General features: G+C 70.7%; 22 protein-coding genes. 8 read left to right on the top strand and 14 right to left on the bottom strand.

The features are described from left to right. Nucleotides 1-165 precede the first annotated feature (165 nt). Nucleotides 166-477 (top strand): integration host factor, actinobacterial type, encoded by a 312-nt coding sequence (gene mihF, locus L1857_RS33540; protein WP_026153534.1) that lies wholly within the window; start codon nt 166-168, stop codon nt 475-477. Nucleotides 478-559: 82 nt separating this feature from the next. After that, nucleotides 560-1,687: an isochorismate synthase gene (locus L1857_RS33535; protein WP_249467261.1), complete on the top strand. Its 1,128-nt coding sequence runs from the start codon at nt 560-562 to the stop codon at nt 1,685-1,687. A 168-nt stretch (nt 1,688-1,855) separates the two neighbouring features. Here the strand turns inward: L1857_RS33535 and L1857_RS33530 are convergent, their stop codons facing one another. Continuing rightward, on the bottom strand, nt 1,856-2,548 hold the full coding sequence (locus L1857_RS33530) for a 4'-phosphopantetheinyl transferase family protein (protein ID WP_094004430.1): 693 nt from the start codon (nt 2,546-2,548) through the stop codon (nt 1,856-1,858). A 66-nt stretch (nt 2,549-2,614) separates the two neighbouring features. On the opposite strand from L1857_RS33530, the gene L1857_RS33525 reads away from it, so the two are divergent. Continuing rightward, nucleotides 2,615-3,460 carry an alpha/beta fold hydrolase gene (locus L1857_RS33525; protein WP_116111565.1) on the top strand — a complete coding sequence of 282 codons (846 nt, stop codon included), beginning with the start codon at nt 2,615-2,617 and terminating at the stop codon, nt 3,458-3,460. 33 nt (nt 3,461-3,493) lie between these two features. Beyond that, a complete protein-coding gene (locus L1857_RS33520; RefSeq protein WP_094004432.1) occupies nt 3,494-4,663 on the top strand; it encodes an acyl-CoA dehydrogenase family protein in 1,170 nt (389 codons plus the stop codon). A gap of 65 nt (nt 4,664-4,728) precedes the next feature. Here L1857_RS33520 and L1857_RS33515 read toward each other — a convergent pair whose 3' ends face one another. The 8 genes from L1857_RS33515 to L1857_RS33480 all read right to left on the bottom strand — a co-directional run bounded on the left by L1857_RS33515 (nt 4,729) and on the right by L1857_RS33480 (nt 11,947). After that, entirely contained in the window at nt 4,729-5,058 is a 330-nt protein-coding gene (locus L1857_RS33515) for a hypothetical protein (protein ID WP_026153533.1), read from the bottom strand. Nucleotides 5,059-5,101: 43 nt separating this feature from the next. Further along, the gene (locus L1857_RS33510) at nt 5,102-5,752 is read right to left on the bottom strand and encodes a TetR/AcrR family transcriptional regulator (RefSeq protein WP_116111564.1); all 651 of its coding nucleotides are present in this window, start codon (nt 5,750-5,752) and stop codon (nt 5,102-5,104) included. Beyond that, nucleotides 5,743-7,230 (bottom strand): AMP-binding protein, encoded by a 1,488-nt coding sequence (locus tag L1857_RS33505; protein WP_116111563.1) that lies wholly within the window; start codon nt 7,228-7,230, stop codon nt 5,743-5,745. Before L1857_RS33505 ends, L1857_RS33510 begins: the two co-directional genes overlap by 10 nt. Beyond that, nucleotides 7,227-7,934, bottom strand: coding sequence for an enoyl-CoA hydratase/isomerase family protein (locus tag L1857_RS33500; protein ID WP_116111562.1), 708 nt, complete (start codon nt 7,932-7,934; stop codon nt 7,227-7,229). The genes L1857_RS33505 and L1857_RS33500 overlap by 4 nt, the downstream gene beginning before the upstream one ends. A gap of 938 nt (nt 7,935-8,872) precedes the next feature. Beyond that, the gene (locus L1857_RS33495; protein WP_094004436.1) at nt 8,873-9,619 is read right to left on the bottom strand and encodes an ESX secretion-associated protein EspG; all 747 of its coding nucleotides are present in this window, start codon (nt 9,617-9,619) and stop codon (nt 8,873-8,875) included. A gap of 4 nt (nt 9,620-9,623) precedes the next feature. After that, nucleotides 9,624-10,793, bottom strand: coding sequence for a hypothetical protein (locus L1857_RS33490; protein WP_240323272.1), 1,170 nt, complete (start codon nt 10,791-10,793; stop codon nt 9,624-9,626). Nucleotides 10,794-10,921: 128 nt separating this feature from the next. Further along, on the bottom strand, nt 10,922-11,530 hold the full coding sequence (locus tag L1857_RS33485; protein ID WP_116111560.1) for a DUF3558 family protein: 609 nt from the start codon (nt 11,528-11,530) through the stop codon (nt 10,922-10,924). Nucleotides 11,531-11,545: 15 nt separating this feature from the next. Continuing rightward, a complete protein-coding gene (locus tag L1857_RS33480; RefSeq protein WP_116111559.1) occupies nt 11,546-11,947 on the bottom strand; it encodes a hypothetical protein in 402 nt (133 codons plus the stop codon). 103 nt (nt 11,948-12,050) lie between these two features. Here L1857_RS33480 and L1857_RS33475 point away from each other — a divergent pair, with 103 nt between their 5' ends. The 4 genes from L1857_RS33475 to L1857_RS33460 are packed head-to-tail and all read left to right on the top strand — an operon-like array spanning nt 12,051 to nt 15,139. Then, entirely contained in the window at nt 12,051-12,494 is a 444-nt protein-coding gene (locus L1857_RS33475) for a GNAT family N-acetyltransferase (protein WP_094004439.1), read from the top strand. Nucleotides 12,495-12,536: 42 nt separating this feature from the next. After that, nucleotides 12,537-13,223 (top strand): metal-dependent transcriptional regulator, encoded by a 687-nt coding sequence (locus tag L1857_RS33470; RefSeq protein ID WP_094004440.1) that lies wholly within the window; start codon nt 12,537-12,539, stop codon nt 13,221-13,223. 39 nt (nt 13,224-13,262) lie between these two features. Further along, complete coding sequence (locus tag L1857_RS33465) at nt 13,263-14,303, top strand: zinc-dependent alcohol dehydrogenase family protein (protein ID WP_116111558.1); 1,041 nt, start codon at nt 13,263-13,265, stop codon at nt 14,301-14,303. Continuing rightward, nucleotides 14,300-15,139: a MurR/RpiR family transcriptional regulator gene (locus L1857_RS33460; RefSeq protein WP_116111557.1), complete on the top strand. Its 840-nt coding sequence runs from the start codon at nt 14,300-14,302 to the stop codon at nt 15,137-15,139. The genes L1857_RS33465 and L1857_RS33460 overlap by 4 nt, the downstream gene beginning before the upstream one ends. Nucleotides 15,140-15,195: 56 nt before the next feature. On the opposite strand, the gene L1857_RS33455 is transcribed toward L1857_RS33460, so the two are convergent. The 5 genes from L1857_RS33455 to L1857_RS33435 all read right to left on the bottom strand — a co-directional run bounded on the left by L1857_RS33455 (nt 15,196) and on the right by L1857_RS33435 (nt 21,992). Continuing rightward, nucleotides 15,196-17,949 carry a PQQ-dependent sugar dehydrogenase gene (locus L1857_RS33455; RefSeq protein ID WP_116111556.1) on the bottom strand — a complete coding sequence of 918 codons (2,754 nt, stop codon included), beginning with the start codon at nt 17,947-17,949 and terminating at the stop codon, nt 15,196-15,198. Between the two features lie 146 nt (nt 17,950-18,095). Then, nucleotides 18,096-19,265, bottom strand: a complete 1,170-nt coding sequence (locus tag L1857_RS33450) for an acyl-CoA dehydrogenase family protein (RefSeq protein WP_116111555.1) — start codon at nt 19,263-19,265, stop codon at nt 18,096-18,098. Then, a complete protein-coding gene (locus L1857_RS33445; RefSeq protein ID WP_116111554.1) occupies nt 19,262-20,116 on the bottom strand; it encodes a 3-hydroxyacyl-CoA dehydrogenase NAD-binding domain-containing protein in 855 nt (284 codons plus the stop codon). The genes L1857_RS33450 and L1857_RS33445 overlap by 4 nt, the downstream gene beginning before the upstream one ends. Continuing rightward, complete coding sequence (locus L1857_RS33440) at nt 20,113-20,853, bottom strand: acetoacetate decarboxylase (protein ID WP_116111553.1); 741 nt, start codon at nt 20,851-20,853, stop codon at nt 20,113-20,115. Before L1857_RS33440 ends, L1857_RS33445 begins: the two co-directional genes overlap by 4 nt. After that, nucleotides 20,850-21,992, bottom strand: coding sequence for a CaiB/BaiF CoA transferase family protein (locus L1857_RS33435; RefSeq protein ID WP_116111552.1), 1,143 nt, complete (start codon nt 21,990-21,992; stop codon nt 20,850-20,852). Before L1857_RS33435 ends, L1857_RS33440 begins: the two co-directional genes overlap by 4 nt. Nucleotides 21,993-22,025 lie beyond the last annotated feature (33 nt).

Genomic DNA, 22,025 nt, shown 5'->3' with positions numbered 1-22,025 from the left:
CGACCGGGGGTTTCCTCGCGTGTCGGTGTCGCGGCATCGGCCCAGGTGGCGTTTACTGGGCGCGTGGACCAGACGGCCTGGCCAGCGCTTGCGTGAGCAAGCACCTCGCTGGGTGCCAGCCGTCGCCGCGAGAGCGGATATCCGACACACGGAAGGACTACTACGTTGGCTCTGCCCACGTTGACCCCGGAGCAGCGTGCGGAGGCCCTGGCCAAGGCGGCCGAGGCCCGGAAGGCTCGCTCCGAGCTGCTCGCGTCGATCAAGTCCGGTCAGCAGTCCATCGACACGGTGCTGTCGAAGGCCAAGGACGACAAGACGATCGGCAAGACCAAGGTCACCCAGCTGCTGAAGGCGGTTCCCGGGCTCGGTGCCGTCAAGGTGGCCGCGCTGCTGGAGAAGGCCGGGATCGACCCGGACCGGCGGGCCGGCGGCCTCGGCGAGCGCCAGCGCGCGGCACTGATCGACGCCCTCAAGTAACGCGTTTCCGCAGGTCGGCGGCGAACTGTTGCGCCCGTGACAGTTTCGCTCGCCGCCGCCGGAGCGGGAGCACAATGGGGGTGTGGATGCCGCAGAGACGCTCGAGGAATACACGCCAGGCGACTTCTTCTTCGCCACCTCACGGCACACGATCTTCGGGTCCGGCTCTCGGCTGACCTTCACCGACACCGACGTGTCGGCACTCGGTGACGCGGTCCCGGCCGCCCTGGCCGGGACCCCGGGGGCGCTCGCGGTCGGTGTCCTGCCCTTCGACACCACCGCGACGCCCGGGCACCTCGTCGTGCCGGAAACGGCCTACGTGGCCGCTCCCGCGCACCCCGCCGCCGCCGGCCTGCCCCGCCTGACCGTCGACGGTCCGGACGCCATCCACGCCGTGCCCGAACCGGTCGCCCACGCGGAGGCGGTCGCGCGGGCCGTGCGGGTGCTGGCCGAGCGCGGCATGCGCAAGGTCGTGCTCGCGCGTGCCCTCGACCTGGAGTTCCCGGGCGAGGTGCCGGTCAAGGCCGTGCTGCACAACCTGGTCAAGGACAACCCGCACGGCTACACGTTCGCCGCGGCCCTGCCCGGGTCGCGGTCGCTCATCGGCGCGACGCCGGAGCTGCTGCTGTCCCGCAGCGGACGGCGGGTCGTGTCGCACCCGCACGCCGGTTCCGCGCCGCGTTCGGCCGACCCGGTCACCGACCGGGACAACGCCGAACGGCTGGCGTCCTCGCGCAAGGACCATATCGAGCACGAGGTCCTCACCGAGGCGATCGTCGAGACGCTGCGGCCGTTCTGCCGCGACCTGCACGTGCCGCGGACGCCGTCGCTGGTGTCCACGCCGACGATGTGGCACCTGAGCACGATGGTGACCGGGGAGCTGGCCGACCCGGACGTCACGGCGCTGCACCTGGCCGGCGCGCTGCACCCGACACCGGCGATCTGCGGCTCGCCCACCGAGGACGCGCGGCAGCTGGTCGGCGAGCTGGAGCCGTTCGACCGCGGGTACTACGCCGGGACCATCGGGTGGATGGACGCCCGGGGTGACGGCGAGTGGGCGGTGTCCATCCGGTGTGCCGAGGTGTCCGCGTCGCGCCTGCGGTTGTACGCGGGCGGGGGAATCGTGCCGGCCTCCGATCCGAAGGCCGAGCTGGACGAGACGTCCGCGAAGTTCCAGACGCTGCTGCGGGCTATGGGGTTGGAGCTGTGACCTCCCGAACCCGATCTCTCAGTGTTCGGTTGCCGAGACACCGCGTCAAGGCGGGAAAGCGTGCCTTGACCCGGTGGCTCAGCAACCGATTTGGCTGGGGATCGGGTTGCGGGAGAGGGGTGGCTCGGGAGGCGGGTTGCCTGCCGTTGCCGGCCGGCGGTCAGTCCTCTAGGTAGGCGCCCACCAGCGCTCGGTGACCTTCAGGTCCTCGTCCGCCAGCACGGCGATCGCCGCGCGGTAGCCCTCGCCGGGGTCCAGGTCGTGCAGACGCGTGCGCACCGGATCCAGCGCGGGGTCGGCCGAGGCGACCAGGCGGGGCGGCTCGTCCGGGCCGGCCAGCGTGATGCTCCGCAACGGGATCCGCAGCCCCCGCCCGGTGGCCTTCATCAGCGCCTCCTTGCCGGTCCAGTACCGGAAGAACGCGGCCACCCGCTCCGCGTCGGTCAGGCCGTCCAGTGCCGCCTGCTCGGTCTCGTTCAGCGCGTAGGCGATCAGCGAGTCGTCCGCCCGGCGAGTCGCGGTCTCGACGTCGAGGCCGACCGGTACACCGCTGGTCACCGCGACCCCGATCCGCTCGCCGGAGTGCGAGATGGACAGGTCGAACCCGGCGCCGGGCACGCGCGGCCTGCCGTGGGGCTTGCCGCAGTCGTCGCAGGTGGCGTCGAACGTCACCTCGGCGGGGGCGCGGCCGAGCAGCTCCGCGGCGACGGTCTTGGCCAGCGCCCGCCCGGTGAGGAACCGCCGCTGGTCGATCTCCTGCCGGTAGGCGCGGTGGCGGCCGCGTTCCACGTCGTCCAGCAGGCCGAGGTACCCGGGGTCGTTCGGCAGCGGAACCGCCCACCACACCGCACACTCGATCACGCCCCCAACCTACGCGGTGCGCGAACACGGGCGCGAGCAGCGGATGATCCGCCTACGTTGGCCGTCATGAACCTGGTTCACGTCAACGGGGCCGACCTGGCCTACGACGAGGCCGGCGTCGGCCCGGCCGTGATCTTCGTGCACGCGGGCGCGGGCGACCGGCGCATGTGGGACGACCAGTTCGACGGGCTCGCCGGCCAGTACCGCGTGATCCGCTACGACCAGCGCGGCTTCGGCGGGTCCGGGGACGCGGCCGGCGAGTACCGCCACTACGCGGACCTCCTCGGGCTGATGGACGCGCTCGACATCGACCGGGCGACCCTGGTCGGTTGTTCGATGGGCGGGTCGTACGCGCTCGAAGCCGCACTCGCGGCCCCGGGCCGGGTCAGCGGGCTGGTGCTGATCTGCTCGGGCCTGTCCGGGCGCGAGTGGCCGGAGTCGATGCGCGCCCGCGCGGCGCGCGAGGTGCACAGCGCGGTCCCGGCCGAGCGGCTGCGCGCCTACGCGGCGCGGACCCGGGAGCCCGACCCGGCCGACGTCGAGGCGATGGCGGTGGCCCAGGCGCGGTTCCTGGTGCCGGAACCGTCCGAACTCGTCCTCGACATGCTCCGCGGCGTCTTCCGGCGGACCTGGACCGGGCCGCAGCGGACCGAACGTCATTTGGAACCGGGCCCCACCGGCCGGCTGGGTGAGGTGGTGGCACCCACGCTGGTGGTCAACGGTCTCCTCGACGTGCCGGAGATCCAGGAGGTATCTGCCCTGCTCAGCGCGGGTATCACCGGGGCACGGCGGCTCGACCTGCCGGACGCCGGTCACCTCCCGCCGGTCGAACGACCGGCCAAGGTCACCGCCGTGCTGCGAGGGTTCCTCACCGAACTCCATTCCGGTGACGAGCGGCGTGCGCTAGCCTGACAGGTAAGCAAGCGCTTAGTAGGAGGGCCGACGATGGACTTCAGCTTGAGCACCGAAGAGCGGGAAGTGCGCGACTGGGTGCGCACGTTCGTGCAGCGTGAGCTGATGCCGCTCGAACAGGAGGTGCTGCGCCGCGAACGCCGTGGCGAACCCGGCCTCACCTCGGACGAGCTGACCGCGCTTCAGCTCAAGGCGAAGGAGTCCGGCTTCTGGGGCGTGCAGACCCCCGAGGAGTACGGCGGCATGGGCCTGTCGGCCGTGATGACCGCGCTCCTGGAGGCCGAACTGGGCCGCACCTTCGTGCCCTTCCGCTTCGGCGGCGCGGCGGACAACATCCTGTTCCACGCCAACGACGAGCAGAAGGAGCGCTACCTGCTCCCGACGATCGCCGGCGACCGCAAGTCGTGCTTCGCGATCACCGAACCGGGCGCCGGGTCGGACGCGAAGAACATCCGCACCTCGGCCCGCAAGGACGGCGCGGACTGGATCATCAACGGCGAGAAGACGTTCATCACCGGCGGCAACGAGGCCGACTTCGTGATGGTGTTCGCGGTCACCGACCCGGAGAAGGGCGCCAACGGCGGCGTCACCTGCTTCCTGGTCGACCGCGACATGGGCTGGAAGTCCGAGCCGATCGACACCATGGGCGAGTGGGGCCCGGCGTCGCTGGTGTTCGACGACGTGCGGGTGCCGGAGAGCCAGATCCTCGGCGAGGTGGGCCAGGGCTTCGCGCTGGCGATGCAGTGGATCGGCCGCGGCCGCTACCTGCTGCCGGCCCGCGCGATCGGGTCCTGCGAGCGGCTGATCTCGATGGCGATCGAGCACGCCAACACGCGCGAGACGTTCGGGGCGCCGATCGCGACCCGGCAGGCGATCCAGTGGATGATCGCCGACTCCGGCGTGGAGCTGGAAGCGCTGCGCTGGCTGGTGCTGCACGCGGCCTGGCAGGTCGATTCCGGAATGGACTCCCGCCACGCGCAGTCGATCGCGAAGCTGTACGGCGGCATCAAGGCCAACGAGATCGTGGACCGCGTCCTGCAGATCCACGGTGGCATGGGTTACACGCGAGAGCTGCCGATCGAGCGGTGGTACCGCGAGCTGCGGCTGCTGCGCATCTACGAGGGCACCGACGAGATCCAGCGCCGCACCATCGCCCGCAACCTGTTGAAGGGCCACGTCAAGATCAGCGGCGCGCTGGGCTGAGAACAACCCTCAGGACCGCCCCCGGAACTTGTCCGGAGGCGGCCCCGAGGGATCTGACAACTACCTCAGGATTCGTTGGCGGCGTCCCGCAGTGCGCGCGGCGCCCCGGCCAGGTCCTCCTCGTTGCAGAGGAGTTTCAGGTCGTAGTACGGCGCGCCTTCGCGGTCGTCGTAGTCGAGGTGGATGGAGACCACATCCACCGGCTCGCCCAGCCACTCCTGTGCCGACCTGAGCCAGTGCGCACAGCGCTCGAGCGCGGTGGGCAGGTCGTCGTCACGGAACTGGACGGGGCGGTAGGGCACATCGTGTACATGATCCTGAGGGTGGGACGGGGCAGGGAGGCCCAGTGCGAGACCCTGCTCATCCAATTCCAGTTGGATCGTTCGCTCAGTCACCCTTCGAGGGTCCCTCAGCCCGGCCGAGTCGGCAAGACCCCAGCTAGGGCCGTATGCGCCACACCTGGGCGGCGACCTCGCGGGCCCGTTCGGCGGCCTTCCCACCCGGGGGTGACGGGCTGCCCAGCATGCGCAGCGCGAGCTGGGCGTATCGGGCGGCGAGGCGGTCCAGCGGCAGTGGACCACGCGGTGAGTACCAGCGGGCGACTCCGGTGCACATCTCCAGCAGGGCGAGCCTGGTCACGGCCGGTTCCGGGGCGTCGAACACGCCGGCCGCGACGCCCTTGGCGATGGTGGTGGCCCAGATGTCCTCGTACTCGTCCCGCAGGCCGACGATCCACCGCCGCGCGGGCCGGGACAGGGCGCTGACCTCGTTGTCCACCACCCGGGTCTCGTCGGGCTGGGCGGCGTGGGCCATGACGTGCAGCGTGACCAGGGCGGACAGCGCGTCGGCGGGGTCGGCTGGCTCGTCCATGGTGTCCAGCGTCTGACGCGCGGCCAGCAGGAGCCGGTCGAGGCACTCCCGCATGATGCCGACGAGCAGGTCCTCCTTGGTGCCCATGTAGTGGTAGAGGCTGGCGCTGGAGATCCCCGCGGCCTGGGCCAGGTCGCGGATGCCGGTGCCGTGGAACCCCTTGGCGGCGAACAGCTTGACCGCGGCGCGGTGGACGCGTTGCTCGGTGGTCAGAGCCACGTCTGCGCCACCCGGTCGTAGGTCGGGGTGTCCAGGGCGGCGAGCTTGCCCTTCGCGATGCGCTCCGACGGGGTGCGCGGCAGGTCGGTGGTGAGGGACCAGTAGCGCGGGACCTTGAAGTAGGCGAGCTGGGTGGCGCAGAACTCGGCCAGCTCGTCCGGGGTGGTGTCCGCGGCCGGCACGATGAAGGCTTTGACCTCTTCCCCGCGCAGGTCGTCGGGCACGGCGATGACGGCCGCCAGCTCGACGGCGGGGTGCTGCCGGAGGGCGCGTTCGACCTCGTCGGCCGAGATGTTCTCGCCGCTGCGGCGGATCATGTCCTTCGTGCGGCCGACGTAGTGGATGCGGCCCTCGGTGTCCATTGTGGCCAGGTCGCCGGTGTGGAACCAGCCGCCCCGGAACGCCCGCGCGGTCGCTTCGGGGTCGTCGTGGTAGCCGTGCATGAGGCCGACGCCGCGGATGAGCAGTTCACCGGTGCCGCCGCGGGGCACCGGGTTGCCGTCCTCGTCGGCGATCATCGCCTCGCGTTCCCGGATGGGGCGGCCGATGCAGCCGCTGCCGGGCCGGTGGTCCTCCGGGCGGTCGCGGATGTCGCCGCCCGTTTCGGTCATGCCGAACGCCTCGTACCAGGGGACGCCCCACCTGGCCTCCAGGTCGGCGTGCAGGTCGCGGGGGATGGCGGAGGCCATGACCGAGCGGACGGCGTGTCGGGTGTCGTCGGGGTGTGGGGGCTGGCGGAGCAGGAGCGTCGGCATGAGGCCGAGGCAGTAGAACCAGGTGACGCCGTGCTCGCGGACCTTGGGCCAGAAGGTCGTGGGGTGGAAGCGGTCGAGCACGACGAGCTTCGCGCCCGCGGCGAGCCCGGCCGCGACGTTCCACTGTGGATCGATGTAGTGGAACGGCTGGGCGGTGAGGATCGTGTCCTGGCCGGTGAGGTGGGGGAAGTCGTCGACGAGGCTGCGGGCGAGGGTGGTCCAGTAGCGGTGGGGCAGGACGCAGCCCTTGGGGGCGCCGGTGGTGCCGGAGGTGTACTGGATGTTGGTGGGTGCTTCGGCGGCCGGGTGGTGTTCGGGTGGTGGGCCGGCGGGCAGGTCGTCCGGGGTCCGGGTGGGGATGCCGATGCGGGTGAGCAGGTCGGTGAATTCGGGCGCGGCGATGGCGAGGCGGGCGCCGGAGTGGCGGATGACGTGGGCGCCGTCGAGCTTGCGGTAGTTGGTGTTGACGGGGACGAGGACCGCCCCGCACTTGGCGAGCGCGAGCCAGAGCAGGGGAAAGGCAGGCTCGTTGCGCAGCATGACGGCGACTCGGTCGCCCGGTTCGATGCCGAGAGCGTGGAGACTTCCGGCGAGACGGTCGGTCTCACGGTCGATGTCGGCGAAGGTGAGGCTGGTGGCGGTTTCGTCGAAGAGCCACGCGGTGCGGCCGGGCCACAACCGCGCCGCACGACGGGTGAGGGCCACAAGGTCATCCGGAATCATGCGCGGCTGCCGAGGGCGTTCTCGGGGAGGTGCTCGGTGATCAGGGCGTGGCTGACCTCGAGTTCGAGGGCCTGTTCGAGGGCGCTGTCGATGCCCGCGTCGAGGGCGCGCTTGGCGAGGGTGGTGGCCGGGTGGGCGGGGATGCGGCGGGCCCAGTCGAGCGCGGTGGCGTGCACGTCGGGGACGACGGCGTTGACGAGGCCGAGCGCGTGGGCGGTGCGGGCGTCGACGCGCTCGCCGAGGAGGAGGAGTTCCTTCGCCTTGAGCGGCCCGACGATGAGGGGCAGCAGGCGGGACGCGGCGCCGGTGACGCTGAGCCCGAGGCCGGCCTCGGGAAACGCGAAGACGGCGTCCTCAGCGGCGAGAACGAGATCACACCCGAGCGCGAACTCCGCCCCAGCGCCGATGGCGTACCCGTGCACGGCCGCGATGACCGGTTGGGGAATGCTCCGCAGGCGGCGCGTGACGTCCTGCAGGCGTTCGATGCGCGCACGGGAGTCCCCGGCGGGCGTTTCCTTCAGGTCGTGGCCCGCGCAGAAGGCCCGCCCCCGCCCGGCGAGGATGACGGCTTTCGCATCGCCCACCCGATCCAGCGCGGAGAGCAGGTCGTCGACAAGCACGGGCGCGACGGCGTTGAGACGCTCCGGCCGATTGAGCCAAATGCGCGCGACACCGTCGTCGATCTCGAGGTCCACCGAGGTCATGGAAGGAGAGTAGCCGACCGATCGATCGATCGGCTAGGACTGCCGCGTCTACCGGCTCGATCTCCACCCGGGCCTGGCCCTCGACGAGGGTGCCGCTCGTACCGCGCGAGATCGCCCCTTATGCGGCTGCGACTGCCGCAGGCGCCCCTCATGCGGCTGCGACTGCTGCAGGCCCCTCCGGGTCCCCGCCTGGCCCGTCACCTGCGCGACGGTGCCTCTCACGCGGCACGAAAGGGCCACTCGCGCCATGGCGACTGGCGCAGCGGCCGCCTCGATCCCCTCTGGGAGACGGCACCGGCGCGGGTGTGCCTCTCGCTCCGCACGAACGTGCCACTCGTGCCGCTGCGGCTGCTGCACGACCGCCCCCCGGTCACCGCCGCCTGCGCGACAGTGCCTCTCGCATGGCGCGAGAGTGTCTCTCGTGCCGCTGCGACTGGTGCATCTACCGCCTCGGCCTCCGCGTGGGCCCGGGGCTTGCGCGACTGTGCCTCTCGCCCGGCACGAACGTGCCACTCGCGCCATGGCGACTGTCGCAACGGCTGCCTCAAACACCCCTGGGAGCCGACACTGCGCGAGTGTGCTTCTCGCAACGGCACGAGAGTGCCCCTCGTGCCGTTGCGACTGCCATCACGGCAGCCTCGATCCCCACCTCGGTCCGGGCACTTGCGTGACTGTGCCTCTCGCGCTGCCACGAAAAGCGCTACTCGCGCCACCGCGACCCGGTACGACCGCCGCACCGCCGCACGCCGCACCGCCCCACTCGGGCTCGGTCCTACGCGACTGTGCCTCTCGTGGCGCTACGAAAAGCACCACTCGCGCCGCCGCGACCCGGTACGACCGCCGCACCGCCCCACTCGGGCTCGGTCCTACGCGACTGTGCCTCTCGCGGCGTCACGAAAGCGCCACTCGCGCGATCGCGAGTGCCGAGGGGCGTCCCGTCAGGTCAGCTCGCGGCGCAGGTCGTCCAGCCGGTCGGCCACGTCGGCGGCCGTGGCGGGCGCGAAGTGGAGCAGCTGGTCGTCGTAGTGCGGCTTGGTGAGGACGGTCCAGCGGCCCTCGGCGTTGTCGTACACCCGCAGCGGGAAGCGCGGGTGCCGCGGCTGGCCGCTGTGGTCGCGGACCTCGGCGTGCAGCTCGGCGATGAAGTACGGCTCGAGAGACGCCAGGTAGTCCGCGCGCATCACCGCGCGGCTGGGGCGCGTGCCGTTCATCTCCGCCTGTCGCGCGCCCCGGACTTCGCTGCGCAGCACGGTCAGCGACGGCTCCGGGGACTTGCGTACGCCCTGCGGGAGGACGTCGGCGAGCACCTTGCTGAGCCGGTCGCGCTGGAAGGTCCGGACCGAAATCTCCTGTCCCTCCCGCACGGCGACAACCCCGAACCGCTGGTCGGCGGCGACGAGCGTGGAGACGTTCACCCCGGTCGTCGTGTCCGACAGCCACCCGAACCGGGCCTCCGCGGGGGTGGTGAGCAGGCGTGCGAGGTCGGCGAACGTCGGCTCGTCGCGGGTGGGCACGTGGTAGCGCGCGAGGGCGGCCTCGACGGTGCGGTCGAAGGCGAGCCGGGCGTCGTCGGGGCGCCACACGGCCTGCGGTGCGAGCGCGAGGTGCAGTTCGGCGCCGGTGACCTTGGCGACCATGGCCGCGAGGAGGTCGACCGGGAACCGTTCCGGTTCGGCGAACCACATGGCGCTACTGGCCGAGGACCGGCGGGGAGACGGTCATGCCCGTGATCGGGTCGACGGCCTTCTCGCCCTCCGCGGTGAGCTGGAAGTGCTCGTCCTCGTCCACGATGTACTTCCGCTGGTGCTCGTCGTCGTCCTCGCCCCTGCCCCGGTTGCCCGCGCCGGCGCCCATCGCACCCGGACTCCCGGCAGCGCCGGCCCGCCCCGACGCGCCACCGCCCCCGCGAGCGAACGACTCGCCCGCCGCGGCGGGGTTCCCGGCGCCGAAGCGCTTGCCCTCGCTGAGCGGGTTGCTCCCGCTGCCGGGACCGAAGCCCGCGCCACGGCCCGCTCCACCCGCACCGAAGCCCCGGCCGGAGCCGACGCCGCCGCCACGGCCCGCCCCGGCGCCGGTGCCCGTCCCGAACCGCCCGCCGGCCGGGTTGGCGCCGCGGTATCCGGTGGTGCTGCCGTAGCCGGGCACGCCGTACGCGCCGCCGCCGGGCGTGCCGTAACTGTTGCTGCCGTACCCGCCTTGTTGGGGCGGGTTGTAGGACGCCGCGGCGGGCGGCGCGTAAGCCGCGTCGGAGGCGACGGTGCGCCCGTCGGCGGGGATTTGCCCGGTGGGGGCCTGGTAGGGCCCCGACAGGGACGAGGTGCCGCCGGTGACGCCACCGCCGCCTCGGGAGGCACCCCCAGCGCCCCCGAAGCTCGGCCCGTCACTGGTCGGCTTGTTCTGGATGTCGACGCTGCCGCCGGGCTGGGCGCCCTGGGAGACGCCGAGCACGCCGGCGTCGAGGGTGCCGTAGGTGGTCGGCATCCGGGCACCGTTGTCACCGGAGGTCGTCGACCAGACCTGCATGGCCTCGACGTTCTGCTTGGCAGCCGCATTGGCCGCCGCGACCTTCGCCATCTGGCTCCAGCCGCTGCTCGTGTCGCCGATGATCTCCTTGAGCGCCGGAGGAGCCTCCGGAACCTCGGGAACGGGGACGACCTTGTTCTTGGTGTCGAAGAATGCCTGACTCTGGCTTTCGATGAGGTCATTGGCCGTCTTCATGGCCGCAGCAGCACCCGAATGAGCAGTAGCCAACGCGGAGACACTGTGCTTTGCCGCATCAGCGCCGTTGCCGGTCCAGCCTTCTTCCATCAGACCGATGAGCGAGGTGATCTGCCTGCTGCGAACCTCGTACTGCTTCATAACAGCACCAACGTTGTGCTGGGCGTTCTGCAGGCCGACCGGACCAGGAGCGTTGTGAAAGTTGTCGTAAATCTGTTGGCCGCTCATCGACTCCAGAGAGGCGGCCGACCCGAGGACAGCTCCGGTCATCATTCTCCCCCGGTCTTGATGGTCTCGATGACGTTCGCGGCCACCGTGGAGGCGGCTTTGCAATTGTCTTTACCAGCCGGGCCGGTGACGGTCACGTGGAAGATGGTGTCGCCTCCGATCCCGACATTCAAATCGCAGGTTCCGCTGGCGCGGAAGTCGGAGAGATTGCTGAAGACAGCGGGGTAGCCGGTGATGGTCGTCGGCTCGAAATACCCGCCGTTGTCGTAGGCGCCAGCGGCGTGCTTGTTGTAGTCATTTTGCAAACCGCCTTCGACGGTGGTGTAGAAGAGTTGCACCACCCAGTCGAGAGTGGCGCCAAACTTCCAGCTGCAGTCCCTGGGCTCGATCTGCTCGCCCTGGGAGGAGATCCCCAGCTCCTCCGTCTGCGGTTTTGTCAGGCTCTTGCATGCGTTCGAAGCGAAGGCCGTTGCATCAAGTGGGGCATTGACAGCAGGGGCCACATCACGTCCATTGGCCTGAGATGGAGTGGGCGCGCCGGTCGCTGGTCCATTCGTCGTGCTCTGTGGGGTTCCCCCGGATGGCGAGCACGCCGCCGCAGCTAGCAGCGCGACCAGAGCCGCTGTCACGGTCCGGATCGGTTGCCTCATGATGCGCTCTCCCTCTCAGTACAGACCGTGACCATCAGTGTTGCTGGAGTCACCATACAGACCCCGTCCGGCCTCCTGGTCCTGTTCGACGTAGGTTCCGTTCGCCTTCCTGAGGTGATCGATCCACGTCTGGGCGTACGTGAGCATCGCCCTGTTGTGGTCCATAGCCGCTTTTATGGATGACTGTGTCTGCGTCGCATTGCGAACCGCTGGCTGATCAGGTGAGGGTGCAGTCGCGTCGGACCAGGCCGTCTGTAACCGAACGTAGTCACGGTAGATGTCGTCGCGGAACTCCTCCCACTTCGGGATCAGCGCGGCGATCTGGTCGGGGTCGAAGCGGTACCCGGCGCCTCCCGCGGCGCTCAGGCCCGCGCCCACCGTCGGCCCGATCGGGGCCTGCCCGTTGCCCTCGGTCATCTGTCCCCTACCCCCTGTGTGGAACGCAGTTCAAGCAGAGACTAGCGTGACCGGATCAGGCACCGCCTCCGGTTGGGCGTAATCCCCGCATAGCATGGGTCACATGGCCGTACGAGAAGCCGAGGTCGGCGACGTCGAGGAGATCTGCGCGCTCATCGAGGAGCACGCCCGCTACGAGGGCAACGACTCCCTCGCCCTGGACCGCGCCGAGATGACCAAGCACCTGTTCGGTCCGGAGCCCAAGGCCTGGGTCCTCATCGCGGAGCCGCCGGGTGACCACGTCGTCGCGGGGATGGCCTTCTGCTCCTGGAACTTCTCCACCTGGGAGGGCCGCCCGGGCATCTGGCTGGACGACCTCTACATCCGCCCCGAACACCGGCGCCACGGGCTCGGCAACGAACTGCTCACCGCCCTGCGGGCGCGCACCGACGGGCGCGTCGAGTGGGACATGCAGGAGGGCAACGAGCGGGCAGCGGCCTTCTACGCCCAGCTCGGCGCGCAACCGGTCCCCGGCTGGATCCGCTACCGCTGGTCACCGGGAAGTTAGGCAAGGCTGACTCCCGCCGGGACCGCACGTAGAGTTATTAGCATGCCTGACAGTCCGCACCGCTCGCCCTCCTCGTCGATCGAGGACTACATCCGGGTCATCTACGGCCTGGTCGAGCGCGGTGAGGCCGTCACCAACACGACCCTGGCCGGCCGCCTCGAGGTGAGCCCCTCGTCGGCGTCCGGCATGGTCACCAAACTCGCCCAGCAGGGCCTCGTCGAGCACGTCCCCTACCGCGGCATCGAGCTGACCCCCGAGGGCCGCCGGCTCGCGCGGGGCGTGCTGCGGCGGCACCGGCTCATCGAGACCTACCTGGTCCAGGAACTGGGCTACACCTGGGACGAGGTCCACGGCGAGGCCGACGCGCTCGAGCACGCGGTCTCCGACCGGCTCATCGAGCGCATCGCGGCCAAGCTCGGCAACCCGGTCCGCGACCCGCACGGCGACCCCATCCCCGCGGCCGACGGCAGCGTCGAGGAGGTGCCGACCCGCCTGCTCGACGAGCTGGAACCGGGCGCGGTCGGGCAGATCGTGCGGGTGTGGGACACCGATCCCGACATGCTGCGCTACCTCGCCGACCACGCGATCGCGCTGGGGGAGCGGATCGAGGTCGTCGAGCGGCAGCCGTTCGGCGGTTCACTGGTGGTGAAGGTGGGGTCGGGCGCCGGGGCGGCGACGCACGCTCTGGGCAAGGAGATCGCGCAGGCCTTGAGCGTGGCCGTCTTCTGACGCTGCGCTTCGGCCGCTGAAGCCACGTAGGGTGTCGGGGTGCGCGCAGTCGTCTTCACCGAGTTCGGGGCAACACCGCAGGTCCGCGACCTGCCCGACCCGTCACCCGCCCCACACGGCGTGGTCGTCGCGGTCGAGGCGACCGGCGTGTGCCGCAGCGACTGGCACGGCTGGCGCGGCCACGACAGCGACATCACCCTCCCGCACGTGCCCGGTCACGAACTCGCCGGCCGGATCGTCGCGACCGGCGACCGGGTGCGCCGCTGGTCACCTGGTGACCGTGTCACCGTCCCGTTCGTGTGCGCCTGCGGCGCGTGCGAGCAGTGCGTCACCGGCAACCAGCAGATCTGCGCGAACCAGACCCAGCCCGGGTTCACGCACTGGGGATCCTTCGCCGAGCTGGTCGCCCTCGACCACGCTGACGTCAACCTCGTCCGCCTCCCCGACAGCCTCGGATCCACCACGGCCGCCGCCCTCGGCTGCCGCTTCGGCACCGCCTTCCGCGCCGTCCTGCGGCAGGGGCGGGCCACCGCCGGGCAGTGGGTCGCCGTGCACGGCTGCGGCGGCGCGGGCATCTCCGCGGTCATGCTCGCCGTCGCCGCGGGCGCGCGGGTCGTGGCCGTCGACCTCTCGCCGGAAGCCCTCGCGCTGGCCACGAAACTCGGCGCGGAAGCCACGGTCGACGCTGCGCAGGACACCGCCGCCGCCATCCGTGACATCACCGGCGGCGGCGCCCACGTGTCGCTGGACTGCGTCGGCCTGCCGCAGACCTGCGCGGCTTCCGTGGCGAGCCTGCGCCCGCGTGGCCGGCACGTCCAGGTCGGGCTGATGCCGCCGGGGCGGGGCGTGCCGCCGATCCCGATGCACCGGGTGATCGCCGACGAACTGGAAATCCTCGGCAGCCACGGCATCCAGGCCCACGAGTACCCGGAGATGCTCGCCGTGATCGAACGATCCACAATGGACCTCGATGCGCTGATCGGCCGGCGGATCACGCTGGACGAAGCACCGGCCGCGCTGATGGCGATGGACGATCCGGTCGGCGGCGCCGGCGTCACCGTCGTGGAGTTGCGCGTGTGAAGGCCCCGGGGAGCTACCAGGAGCTGGCGGAGCTGCTCCGGAGCCGGTTGCCGAAACTGGTCTCCGGGCAGCTGCGCATCGCGCACCTGCTGCTCGCCGACCCGGAGGGCACGGCCTACCGCGGCATCACCGAGGCCGCGCGGCTGCTGGAGGTGCGCGAGTCGTCGGTGACGCGGTTCGCGAACTCGCTGGGGCTGCCCGGATATCCCGACATCATGGAGCTGTGCCGCGCGTGGGTGGCCGAACAGGCGCAGGTGGCGCGGCGCGCCGAGCACGCCGGTGAGGCGGAACCGGGCGGCCTGCTCTCCGCGACGCTGGAACAGGAACAGACCAACCTGGCGCGCACGTTCGGTCACCTGGAGCGGGCGTCGTGGTTGCGGGCGGTGGAGCTGGTCGCGCGGGCGCCGCGCGTGCATGTGATGGGCCTGCGGGAGTGCCGGCCGGTGGCGGATCTGGCGGCGCAGCGGCTGGGTGAGATCCTGCCCGCGGTGCACCAGCTGGGCGGCGGTTCGCTGCCCGACGAGCTGAAGGAACTGCGCGAGGACGAGCTGCTGGTGGTGTTCTCGGTGCGCCGCTATGCCGCGGACACCGTGCGGGTGGCGGGGTATGCCAAGGAAACCGGGTTGCCGGTGGTGGCGCTGACCGACAACGCCGCGTCGCCGTTGGTGGAGTTCGCGGAGGTGGGGCTGTTCGCGGAGACCAGTGGGGTTTCGCACCGGCGGTCGCTGACCGCGCTGACCGCGCTGACGCAGGCCCTGATCACCGAGGTCGCGATCGAGCTCGGCGACCCGAAGCCGGACCACCGGCTGCTCGACACGCTGCACTTCTACTACTGACAACGAAAAACCGCCCTCCCCGCGCGTGGCGAGGAGGGCGGCTTTCTCAGCGGAACTCAGTACCGCCGGTCGACGACCGTTCCGTTCGGGTACCACTGGATGTAGCCCCACTGGAAGTTGTTCCGCCGTCCACCCGCCGAGGCGAACTCGCCCGTCGTCGGGTAGCCGAGGTACGACTTCTCCCAGCCCAGGGCCGCCCACCGGGCCCGGATCGCGCCGTAGATCTCGTGCGCGCCCGTCGACGGCGAGAAGTAGATCGACCCGTCCTTGCTGAAGTGGTTGTACCGGCCGATCCCGTCCGGCGTGATCAGCTCGTCGGTCACCGGGTAGCCCATCGGCCCGGCCTCCCAGCCGGTCTGCTGCCACACCTGCCGGATCAGGCCCCAGATCGAGTGGGCCCCGTTCGCCGGCGTCCAGTAGATCGACCCGTCCTTGCTGAAGTGGTTGTACCGGCCGATCCCGTCCGGCGTCACCAGCTCATCGGTCGTCGGGTAGCCGAGCGGGCCGGCCTCCCAGCCCTTCTCCGCCCACTTCTCCCGGATCGCACCCCAGATCGCGTGGGTTCCGGTGTTCGGCGAGAAGTAGATCGACGCCGTCAGCGTGCCGGGCGTGCCGATGTAGTGGTTGTACTTGCCCACCCCGTCCGGCGTGGTCAGCTCATCGGTCGTCGGCGCGCCGAAGCGGGTGTGACCGCCCAGCTCCAGGAACTTGCCCAGGATCGCGCCGTGGATCTCGTGCACGCCGGTCTGCGCCGACCAGTACATCCGGCCGTTGGCGTAGACCCGGTAGTTGACGTTGCCGTCCTGCACCTCGGGCGCGGTCGGGGCGCCCAGCAGCGCCCGCACCGCGGGGTCGCTGTTGTAGCGCTGGTCGATGGCCGTCGCGTAGGTCGCGGTCAGCGTCAGATCCGAGGTGACCGTCAACGTGCGCGTCCGGCTGGTCGCCCCGTTCTCCCAGGCGGAGAACTTGGACGCGCCGTCGGACGCGGTCTCCGCGGCCACCACGTCGAGCGTGACGCCCTCGGTCACCAGCGCGCTGTTCACGCCGCCCTCGGACGGGATCTGCAGCGACGCGGGCACGTTCGAGGTCAGCGTGAGCCGGTGCTGACGCGGCCAGGCCGTGTAGCTGGTGCTCGTGGACACGCCCGCGCTGTCGGTGGTCGTCGCCGTCAGGATCATCCGGGAGTCCGGGTGGTCGGTGAACGGGACGCTGAAGGTCGAGCCGCTGGCCCCCACGCCGGGGTGCGAGTGGCAGGTCTCCTCCTCCGGGCAGTGCAGCACGATGCTGGTCCAGTTGACCTGCAGCGCGCCGTCCTCGGCGTCGGTCGCGGTCGCCGACAGCGACACGGACTCACCGATCGCGAAGTTCTTCGCGGCCGGCTCGGTCAGCGTGATCACCGGCGTGTGGTTGGCCGGTGCGACGGTGAACGAGGTGGTCCCGGTCTTGTTGAGCGGGTCGCGCACGGTCAGCGTCGCGGTGAACGGGCCGTCGGCGGTGTAGGTGTGCGTGGTGGTCACGCCGGTGCCGGTCGTGCCGTCGCCGAAGTTCCACGTGTAGGTCAGCGCGTCACCGTCGTAGTCGGTCGACTCGGACGCGTCGAACGTGACGGTGCGGGTCGCCGGGTCGGAGGTGGTGGTCGCCTTCGCCACCGGGGCCGAGTTGCCCGTGACGTAGCTCAGGCGGCGCAGGTTGCCGGTGTAGATGTCGGCGTAGACGATGTCGCCGTTGGGGGCCGCGGCGAACTTGACCGGGCCGCCGATGTCGGTCGCCAGCGGAGGATCCTGCGGCGCCTGGGTCAGCGTGCCCGCGGTGTTCCAGCGCGCGGTCCACAGCTTCTTGCCGACGTAGTCGCCGAAGAAGAACGCACCCTGGTAGTCGGCGGGGTAGCTGGATCCGGTGTAGACGATGCCGGCGGTGATGCTGTTGCCCTGGTTGGAGGCGTCACCGTGGTGGTACTCCCACAGCGGCGCGCTGTTCGTCACCGACGCGCACCCGGGCAGGTCCGCGTAGCCGGGGGTGCGGTGGTTGCCTTCCCAGCACGGCCAGGCGTAGTTGCGGCCCGGCTGCACCAGGTCGAGCTCCTCCCACTCGTTCCAGCCGACGTCACCGACGACGGGCAGGCCGCTGCTGGGGTCGAGCGTGAACCGGAAGGGGCTGCGGAAACCGCTCGCGAACACCTTGCTGCGGGTGGCGGTGGGGTTGGCCGCGTCGTAGTACGGGTTGGTCGACACGCCGCTGCCGTTGGCGTTGATGTGCAGGACCTTGCCCTGGGGGCTGTTGACGTCCAGCGTCTTCAGCGCGTTCTCGTCGACGCGGGTGTAGTCGGCGTTGTCACCGGTGGACACCCACAGCGTGCCGTCGTCGGCCGCGATGAGACCGGTCATCCCGTGCACATCGGACCCGCCGGGCATCTCGAGCAGCGTCTGCTCACCGGTGATGCCGGTCGGCTCGGGGGAACCGGTGACCGTCCACTTCGCCAGGCGCAGCGTGAACGACGTCGCGCCGGGCACCGAGCGGATCAGGTAGATGGCCTTCGACGTGGCGTAGTCGGGCGCCACGGCCACGCTGACGAGGCCCAGGTCACCCTGGTTGCGTACGCTCAGGGTGCGCAGGGTCCGCGTGGTCTTGCCGTCGGTGGAGGTCCAGTTGAGCTTGCCGCCCTTGCCGGTGGTCAGGTAGCTGCCGTCCGGCAGGTAGGCGAAGTCGGTGAGGTCGAACGCGTTCTGACCGGTCGGCTGGTCGAGCAGCACGAAGCCGGGCGGTGGCGCGGCGGCGGCCTGCGGGGCCGAGATCGCCGTGACCAGGCCCAACGTGATCAGTCCCGTCCCGATGAACGCGAGTAAGCGTCTGGCTAACCACCGAGAGTGCATGTATCCCCCTTCCAGGCGTACGACTTCTCTTCGCCTGAAAGGGGGAATTCGTTGCTGACAGTTACCGATCTGTAATGCGAGATCGGCTACACGAACGCGCTCTGGCCGGTGATCGCCTTGCCGACGATCAGGGTGTTCATCTCGCGGGTGCCCTCGAAGGAGTAGATGGCCTCCGCGTCGGCGAAGAACCGCGCCACGTCGTAGTCCAGCACGATCCCGTTGCCGCCGAGCAGCTCACGGCACCAGGCCACCACCTCGCGCATGCGCGCGGTGACGAACGCCTTGGCCAGCGAGGACTGCTCGTCGCGGAAGATCCCGGCGTCCTGCAGCCGGGCGAGCTGGACCAGCATGCCCCACGAGGCGGTGATGTTGCCCAGGCTCTTGACCAGCAGGTCCTGCACGAGCTGGAAGCCGGCGATCGGCTTGCCGAACTGCTCGCGCTCCTTCGCGTACGCGAGTGCGGCCTCGTACGCGCCGATCATCACGCCCAGCGCCTGCCAGGCAACGCCGCCGCGGGTGGCGCGCAGGATCTCGGCGACGTCCCGGAACGAGCGGATGTTCTGCAGCCGGTTCGCCTCCGGCACGCGCACGCCGGTGAGGGTGATCTCGGCGTTCTCCACGATCCGGAACGCGACCTTGTTCTCGATCTTGACCGGTGCGAACCCCTCGGCCGGGGTCTCCACGACGAACCCCTTGACGCGGTTGTCGTCGACGTCGCGGGCCCACACGACGACCAGGTCGGCGAAGGTGGCGTTGCCGATCCAGCGCTTGGCCCCATTGAGCACCCAGGTGTCGCCCTCGCGCTTGGCGGTGGTGCGCATGCCGCCGGCCACGTCCGACCCGCCGAGCGGTTCGGTCATCGCGAACGCGCCGATCTTGTCCATCGCGGCCATGGCAGGCAGCCAGCGGTCGCGCTGTTCCTGGTCGCCGCCGGCGTACACGCTGTACATCGCGAGTCCGTTGTGGACACCGAAGAAGGTCGCCACGGACGCGTCGACGCGCGAGTACTCCGCGGCGAGCATCCCGGTCAGCAGGTGGCTGCCGCGCGGCAGCGGATCGCCGTAGCCCTCGTACGCCACGCCGGCCAGGCCCAGCTCCCGGAACTTGCCGATCAGCTCGCGGGGGAACTCGCCGCGCGCCCAGTACTCGTTGACCAGAGGCTTGACCTCGGCGCGCAGGAAGTCGCGGGCCTTGAGCAGCGTCTTGCGCTCCTCTTCGGACAGCAGGTCCTCGTAGCCGTAGAAATCGGCGCTCATTTCGTGTCTCCTTGTCCGCGGGCGGCGAGGATCGCGAGCTGCTTGCGGTCGCGCTCCGCCGCGAGTTCGGTGTATTCCCGGTCGCCGTAGGCCTTTTCCACGGCTTCGATGACGCGCTCGGTCGCCTCGGGGCTGTCGTCCGGCTGCCCGAGCGTCAGGCGCCGCATCGACGATCCGATGTGCGTGGCCAGGTGCCGGTAGCCGCCCGGCCCGCCGCCGAGGTGCGAGCCGAGGAACGGCCCGACCGCCGCCCAGCGCAGACCGAGCGAGTTGACCACGACCTCGTCCAGCCCGGCCGGATCGACCACACCCTCCTGCACCAGGTGGATCGCCTCGCGCTGCAGGGCGTTCTGCAGCCGGTTGCCCACGAAACCGGGAACTTCCCGGTGCTCGACGACCGGGACGCGGCCCAGGGAGCGGTAGAACTCCACGGCTTTCCGCACGGTTTCCTCGGTCGTGCGCGGGTTGGGGACCACCTCCACCAGCGGCATGACGTGCGGTGGGTTGAACGGGTGTCCAATCAGGACACGCGAGCCGTCGATCCCCGCGGTGAACTCGCTCGACGGGATCGCCGAGGACGAGCTGAGCAGCAGCGCGTGCGCGGGCGCCTCGGCGACGAGCTTGGCGAACAGCTCCCGTTTGAAGTCCAGGCGCTCGGGTCCGTTCTCCTGCACCACGTCCGCGTCGCGCACGGCTTCGCTGACCGAGGCCGCGATGTGAACGTCGAGGTCGCCCACCGCTTCCACGAGGTCCGGGCGCGGGTCGCTGACCCGCACTTCGTGCCCGTGCCCGGCGAACAGCGCGGCCCAGGACAGGCCGATCGTGCCGGCGCCGATCACCGCGATCTTCATGACGCCTCCAGGTAGTCGTGCACCGGGGTGACCGGCGCCAGGGTGAGATCGGTCAGCACGTGGCTCGCCGAGACGACCTCCCGCACGGGCAGATCGGCCAGCGGGGCCAGGACGTGCTCGAACAGCTGCAGCCGCGCGGGCCCGGTCCACGCCTCCTTGACCGTCACGTCGGTGATCCGGGTGCGGACCAGCTCGGCGACGCGTGGACGGCCGTCGTAGCCGGGGACGATCTTGAGCATGAACGTCGGCACGGCGATCTGCTCGCGGGCCTCGCCGGGGTCCAGGCGGTGGTGCTTGTAGCCCATGGTCGCGGTCGCGACCCGCAGCGTGCCGTAGTCCAGCGTGCCCACCAGTGCGCCGTGGTCGACGCACAACCGTGGCGCGCCAACGGTTTTCGGGTAGGCGCTGACCTCGCGGCCGGACGCTGTGGCCGGGAAGTTGTCCAGGTACATCGCGTGCAGGTACTCGCCGCGCTCGTCGCCGAGCCGCACCGGGATCGCCTGCCCGGCCTCGGTGTACGGGCCGTACCCGCTCACGTCGCCCATCCGCATCACCTCGAAGCGCACCAGGGGCTCGTCGACCTCCAGCGGTTCCGGAACGACGGCTCGTAGCGCGTCCCGATCGGTGCGGTAGACGATGTTGAGGTACTCGCGATCGGTGAACCGCGGCACGGTCGGCGCGTAGGCCGGGCTGGTCAGGGGCGTGGTGAGGTGTTGCGCGACCGCGGTGGCCTTCATCGTCCGCTCACCTCGCGCAGGACCTCCTCGGTGTCCGCGCCCGGGACCGACGGCAGGCGGCGGATTTCGGCCGGCGTCTCCGAGAACCGCACCGGGATGCCGGCCGTGCGGATCGCGCCCTCGGTCGGGTGCTCGACCAGCTGGATCAACCCGCCGTCGCGGACGTAGGGGTCCTCCTCGGCCCGGTCGAGTTCCAGCACCGGCGCCATCGGGATGCTGTGCTTCGCGCACACCTCCGCCCACTCCGCGGTGGTCAGCGCCGGAGCGCACTCCTCGATCAGGGCGGCCAGCGCGTCCTTGTCCGCCGCGTCCACGTAGTCGCCGTTCACGCGCGGGTCCTCGGCCAGCTCGGGCCGCCCGGCCGCGGCGAAGAAGTCGCGGAAGTTCCGCGGGTTGTACGGGATCACGCACGCCAGGCCGTCCTTGGTGCGCACCGCGCGGTGACCCTGCCCCATCGACAGCGGGAACCCGGTGGGCGCCGACGGCGGCTCGAACGTGTGCCCGGCGAGGTGCTCGACCAGGTTGAACGCGATCAGCGTGTCCGTCATCGGGACCTCGATGCGCTGGCCCCGCCCGGTCCTGCGCTGGTGCAGCAGCGCGGCGAGCACCGAGTAGGCGATGGTCAGCGCGGACACCTTGTCACCGAGGATCGTCGGCAGGTACACCGGCTTGCCCAGCGCCCGGTTGGCGATGTCGACCAGCCCGGACGCGGCCTGCACGGTCTCGTCGTAGGCGGCGTGGCCGGCGCGGTCGGAGTCGCCGCGGAAACCCTGCGCGTGCGCGTAGACCAGCTTCGGGTTGCGGCGGGACAGCTCGTCGTAGGTCAGGCCCAGCCTGCCGAGCGCGCCGGGCCGCATGTTGGTGATCAGGGCGTCCGCGGTGTCGATCAGCGCGAGCGCCCGCGCCCGCTGCTCGTCGTCCTTGAGGTCGAGGGCCACGCTGCGCTTGTTGCGGTTCACGGCCATCGCCAGCGCGGTCATGCCCGGCGTGGTGCGGTAGTGCCCGTTGCGGGCCGAGTCGCCGGGCGCCTCGATCCGGATGACATCCGCGCCCAGGTCGCCGAGGATCTGCGCGGCGTAGGGGCCCATCACCACCGTGGAGAGGTCGATGACCCGGATCCCGTCGAGTGGACCACTCATTCCTGCTCCTCGTTCTCGTCCTCACCTGACAAT

The sequence above is a fragment of the Amycolatopsis thermalba genome (genome assembly GCF_023376025.1).
In the GTDB taxonomy this organism is placed as follows: domain Bacteria; phylum Actinomycetota; class Actinomycetes; order Mycobacteriales; family Pseudonocardiaceae; genus Amycolatopsis_E; species Amycolatopsis_E thermalba.
This window is presented reverse-complemented; position numbering and strand designations above follow the sequence as displayed.

Coding starts and splice junctions, on each gene's coding strand:
- L1857_RS33525 (WP_116111565.1), top strand. CDS start 2,615: ATGAACCTGGTTCACGTCAACGGGGCCGACCTGGCCTACGACGAGGCC.
- L1857_RS33520 (WP_094004432.1), top strand. CDS start 3,494: ATGGACTTCAGCTTGAGCACCGAAGAGCGGGAAGTGCGCGACTGGGTG.
- L1857_RS33505 (WP_116111563.1), bottom strand. CDS start 7,230: ATGATTCCGGATGACCTTGTGGCCCTCACCCGTCGTGCGGCGCGGTTG.
- L1857_RS33500 (WP_116111562.1), bottom strand. CDS start 7,934: ATGACCTCGGTGGACCTCGAGATCGACGACGGTGTCGCGCGCATTTGG.
- L1857_RS33495 (WP_094004436.1), bottom strand. CDS start 9,619: ATGTGGTTCGCCGAACCGGAACGGTTCCCGGTCGACCTCCTCGCGGCC.
- L1857_RS33490 (WP_240323272.1), bottom strand. CDS start 10,793: ATGAAGCAGTACGAGGTTCGCAGCAGGCAGATCACCTCGCTCATCGGT.
- L1857_RS33485 (WP_116111560.1), bottom strand. CDS start 11,530: ATGAGGCAACCGATCCGGACCGTGACAGCGGCTCTGGTCGCGCTGCTA.
- L1857_RS33480 (WP_116111559.1), bottom strand. CDS start 11,947: ATGACCGAGGGCAACGGGCAGGCCCCGATCGGGCCGACGGTGGGCGCG.
- L1857_RS33475 (WP_094004439.1), top strand. CDS start 12,051: ATGGCCGTACGAGAAGCCGAGGTCGGCGACGTCGAGGAGATCTGCGCG.
- L1857_RS33470 (WP_094004440.1), top strand. CDS start 12,537: ATGCCTGACAGTCCGCACCGCTCGCCCTCCTCGTCGATCGAGGACTAC.
- L1857_RS33450 (WP_116111555.1), bottom strand. CDS start 19,265: ATGAGCGCCGATTTCTACGGCTACGAGGACCTGCTGTCCGAAGAGGAG.
- L1857_RS33445 (WP_116111554.1), bottom strand. CDS start 20,116: ATGAAGATCGCGGTGATCGGCGCCGGCACGATCGGCCTGTCCTGGGCC.
- L1857_RS33440 (WP_116111553.1), bottom strand. CDS start 20,853: ATGAAGGCCACCGCGGTCGCGCAACACCTCACCACGCCCCTGACCAGC.
- L1857_RS33435 (WP_116111552.1), bottom strand. CDS start 21,992: ATGAGTGGTCCACTCGACGGGATCCGGGTCATCGACCTCTCCACGGTG.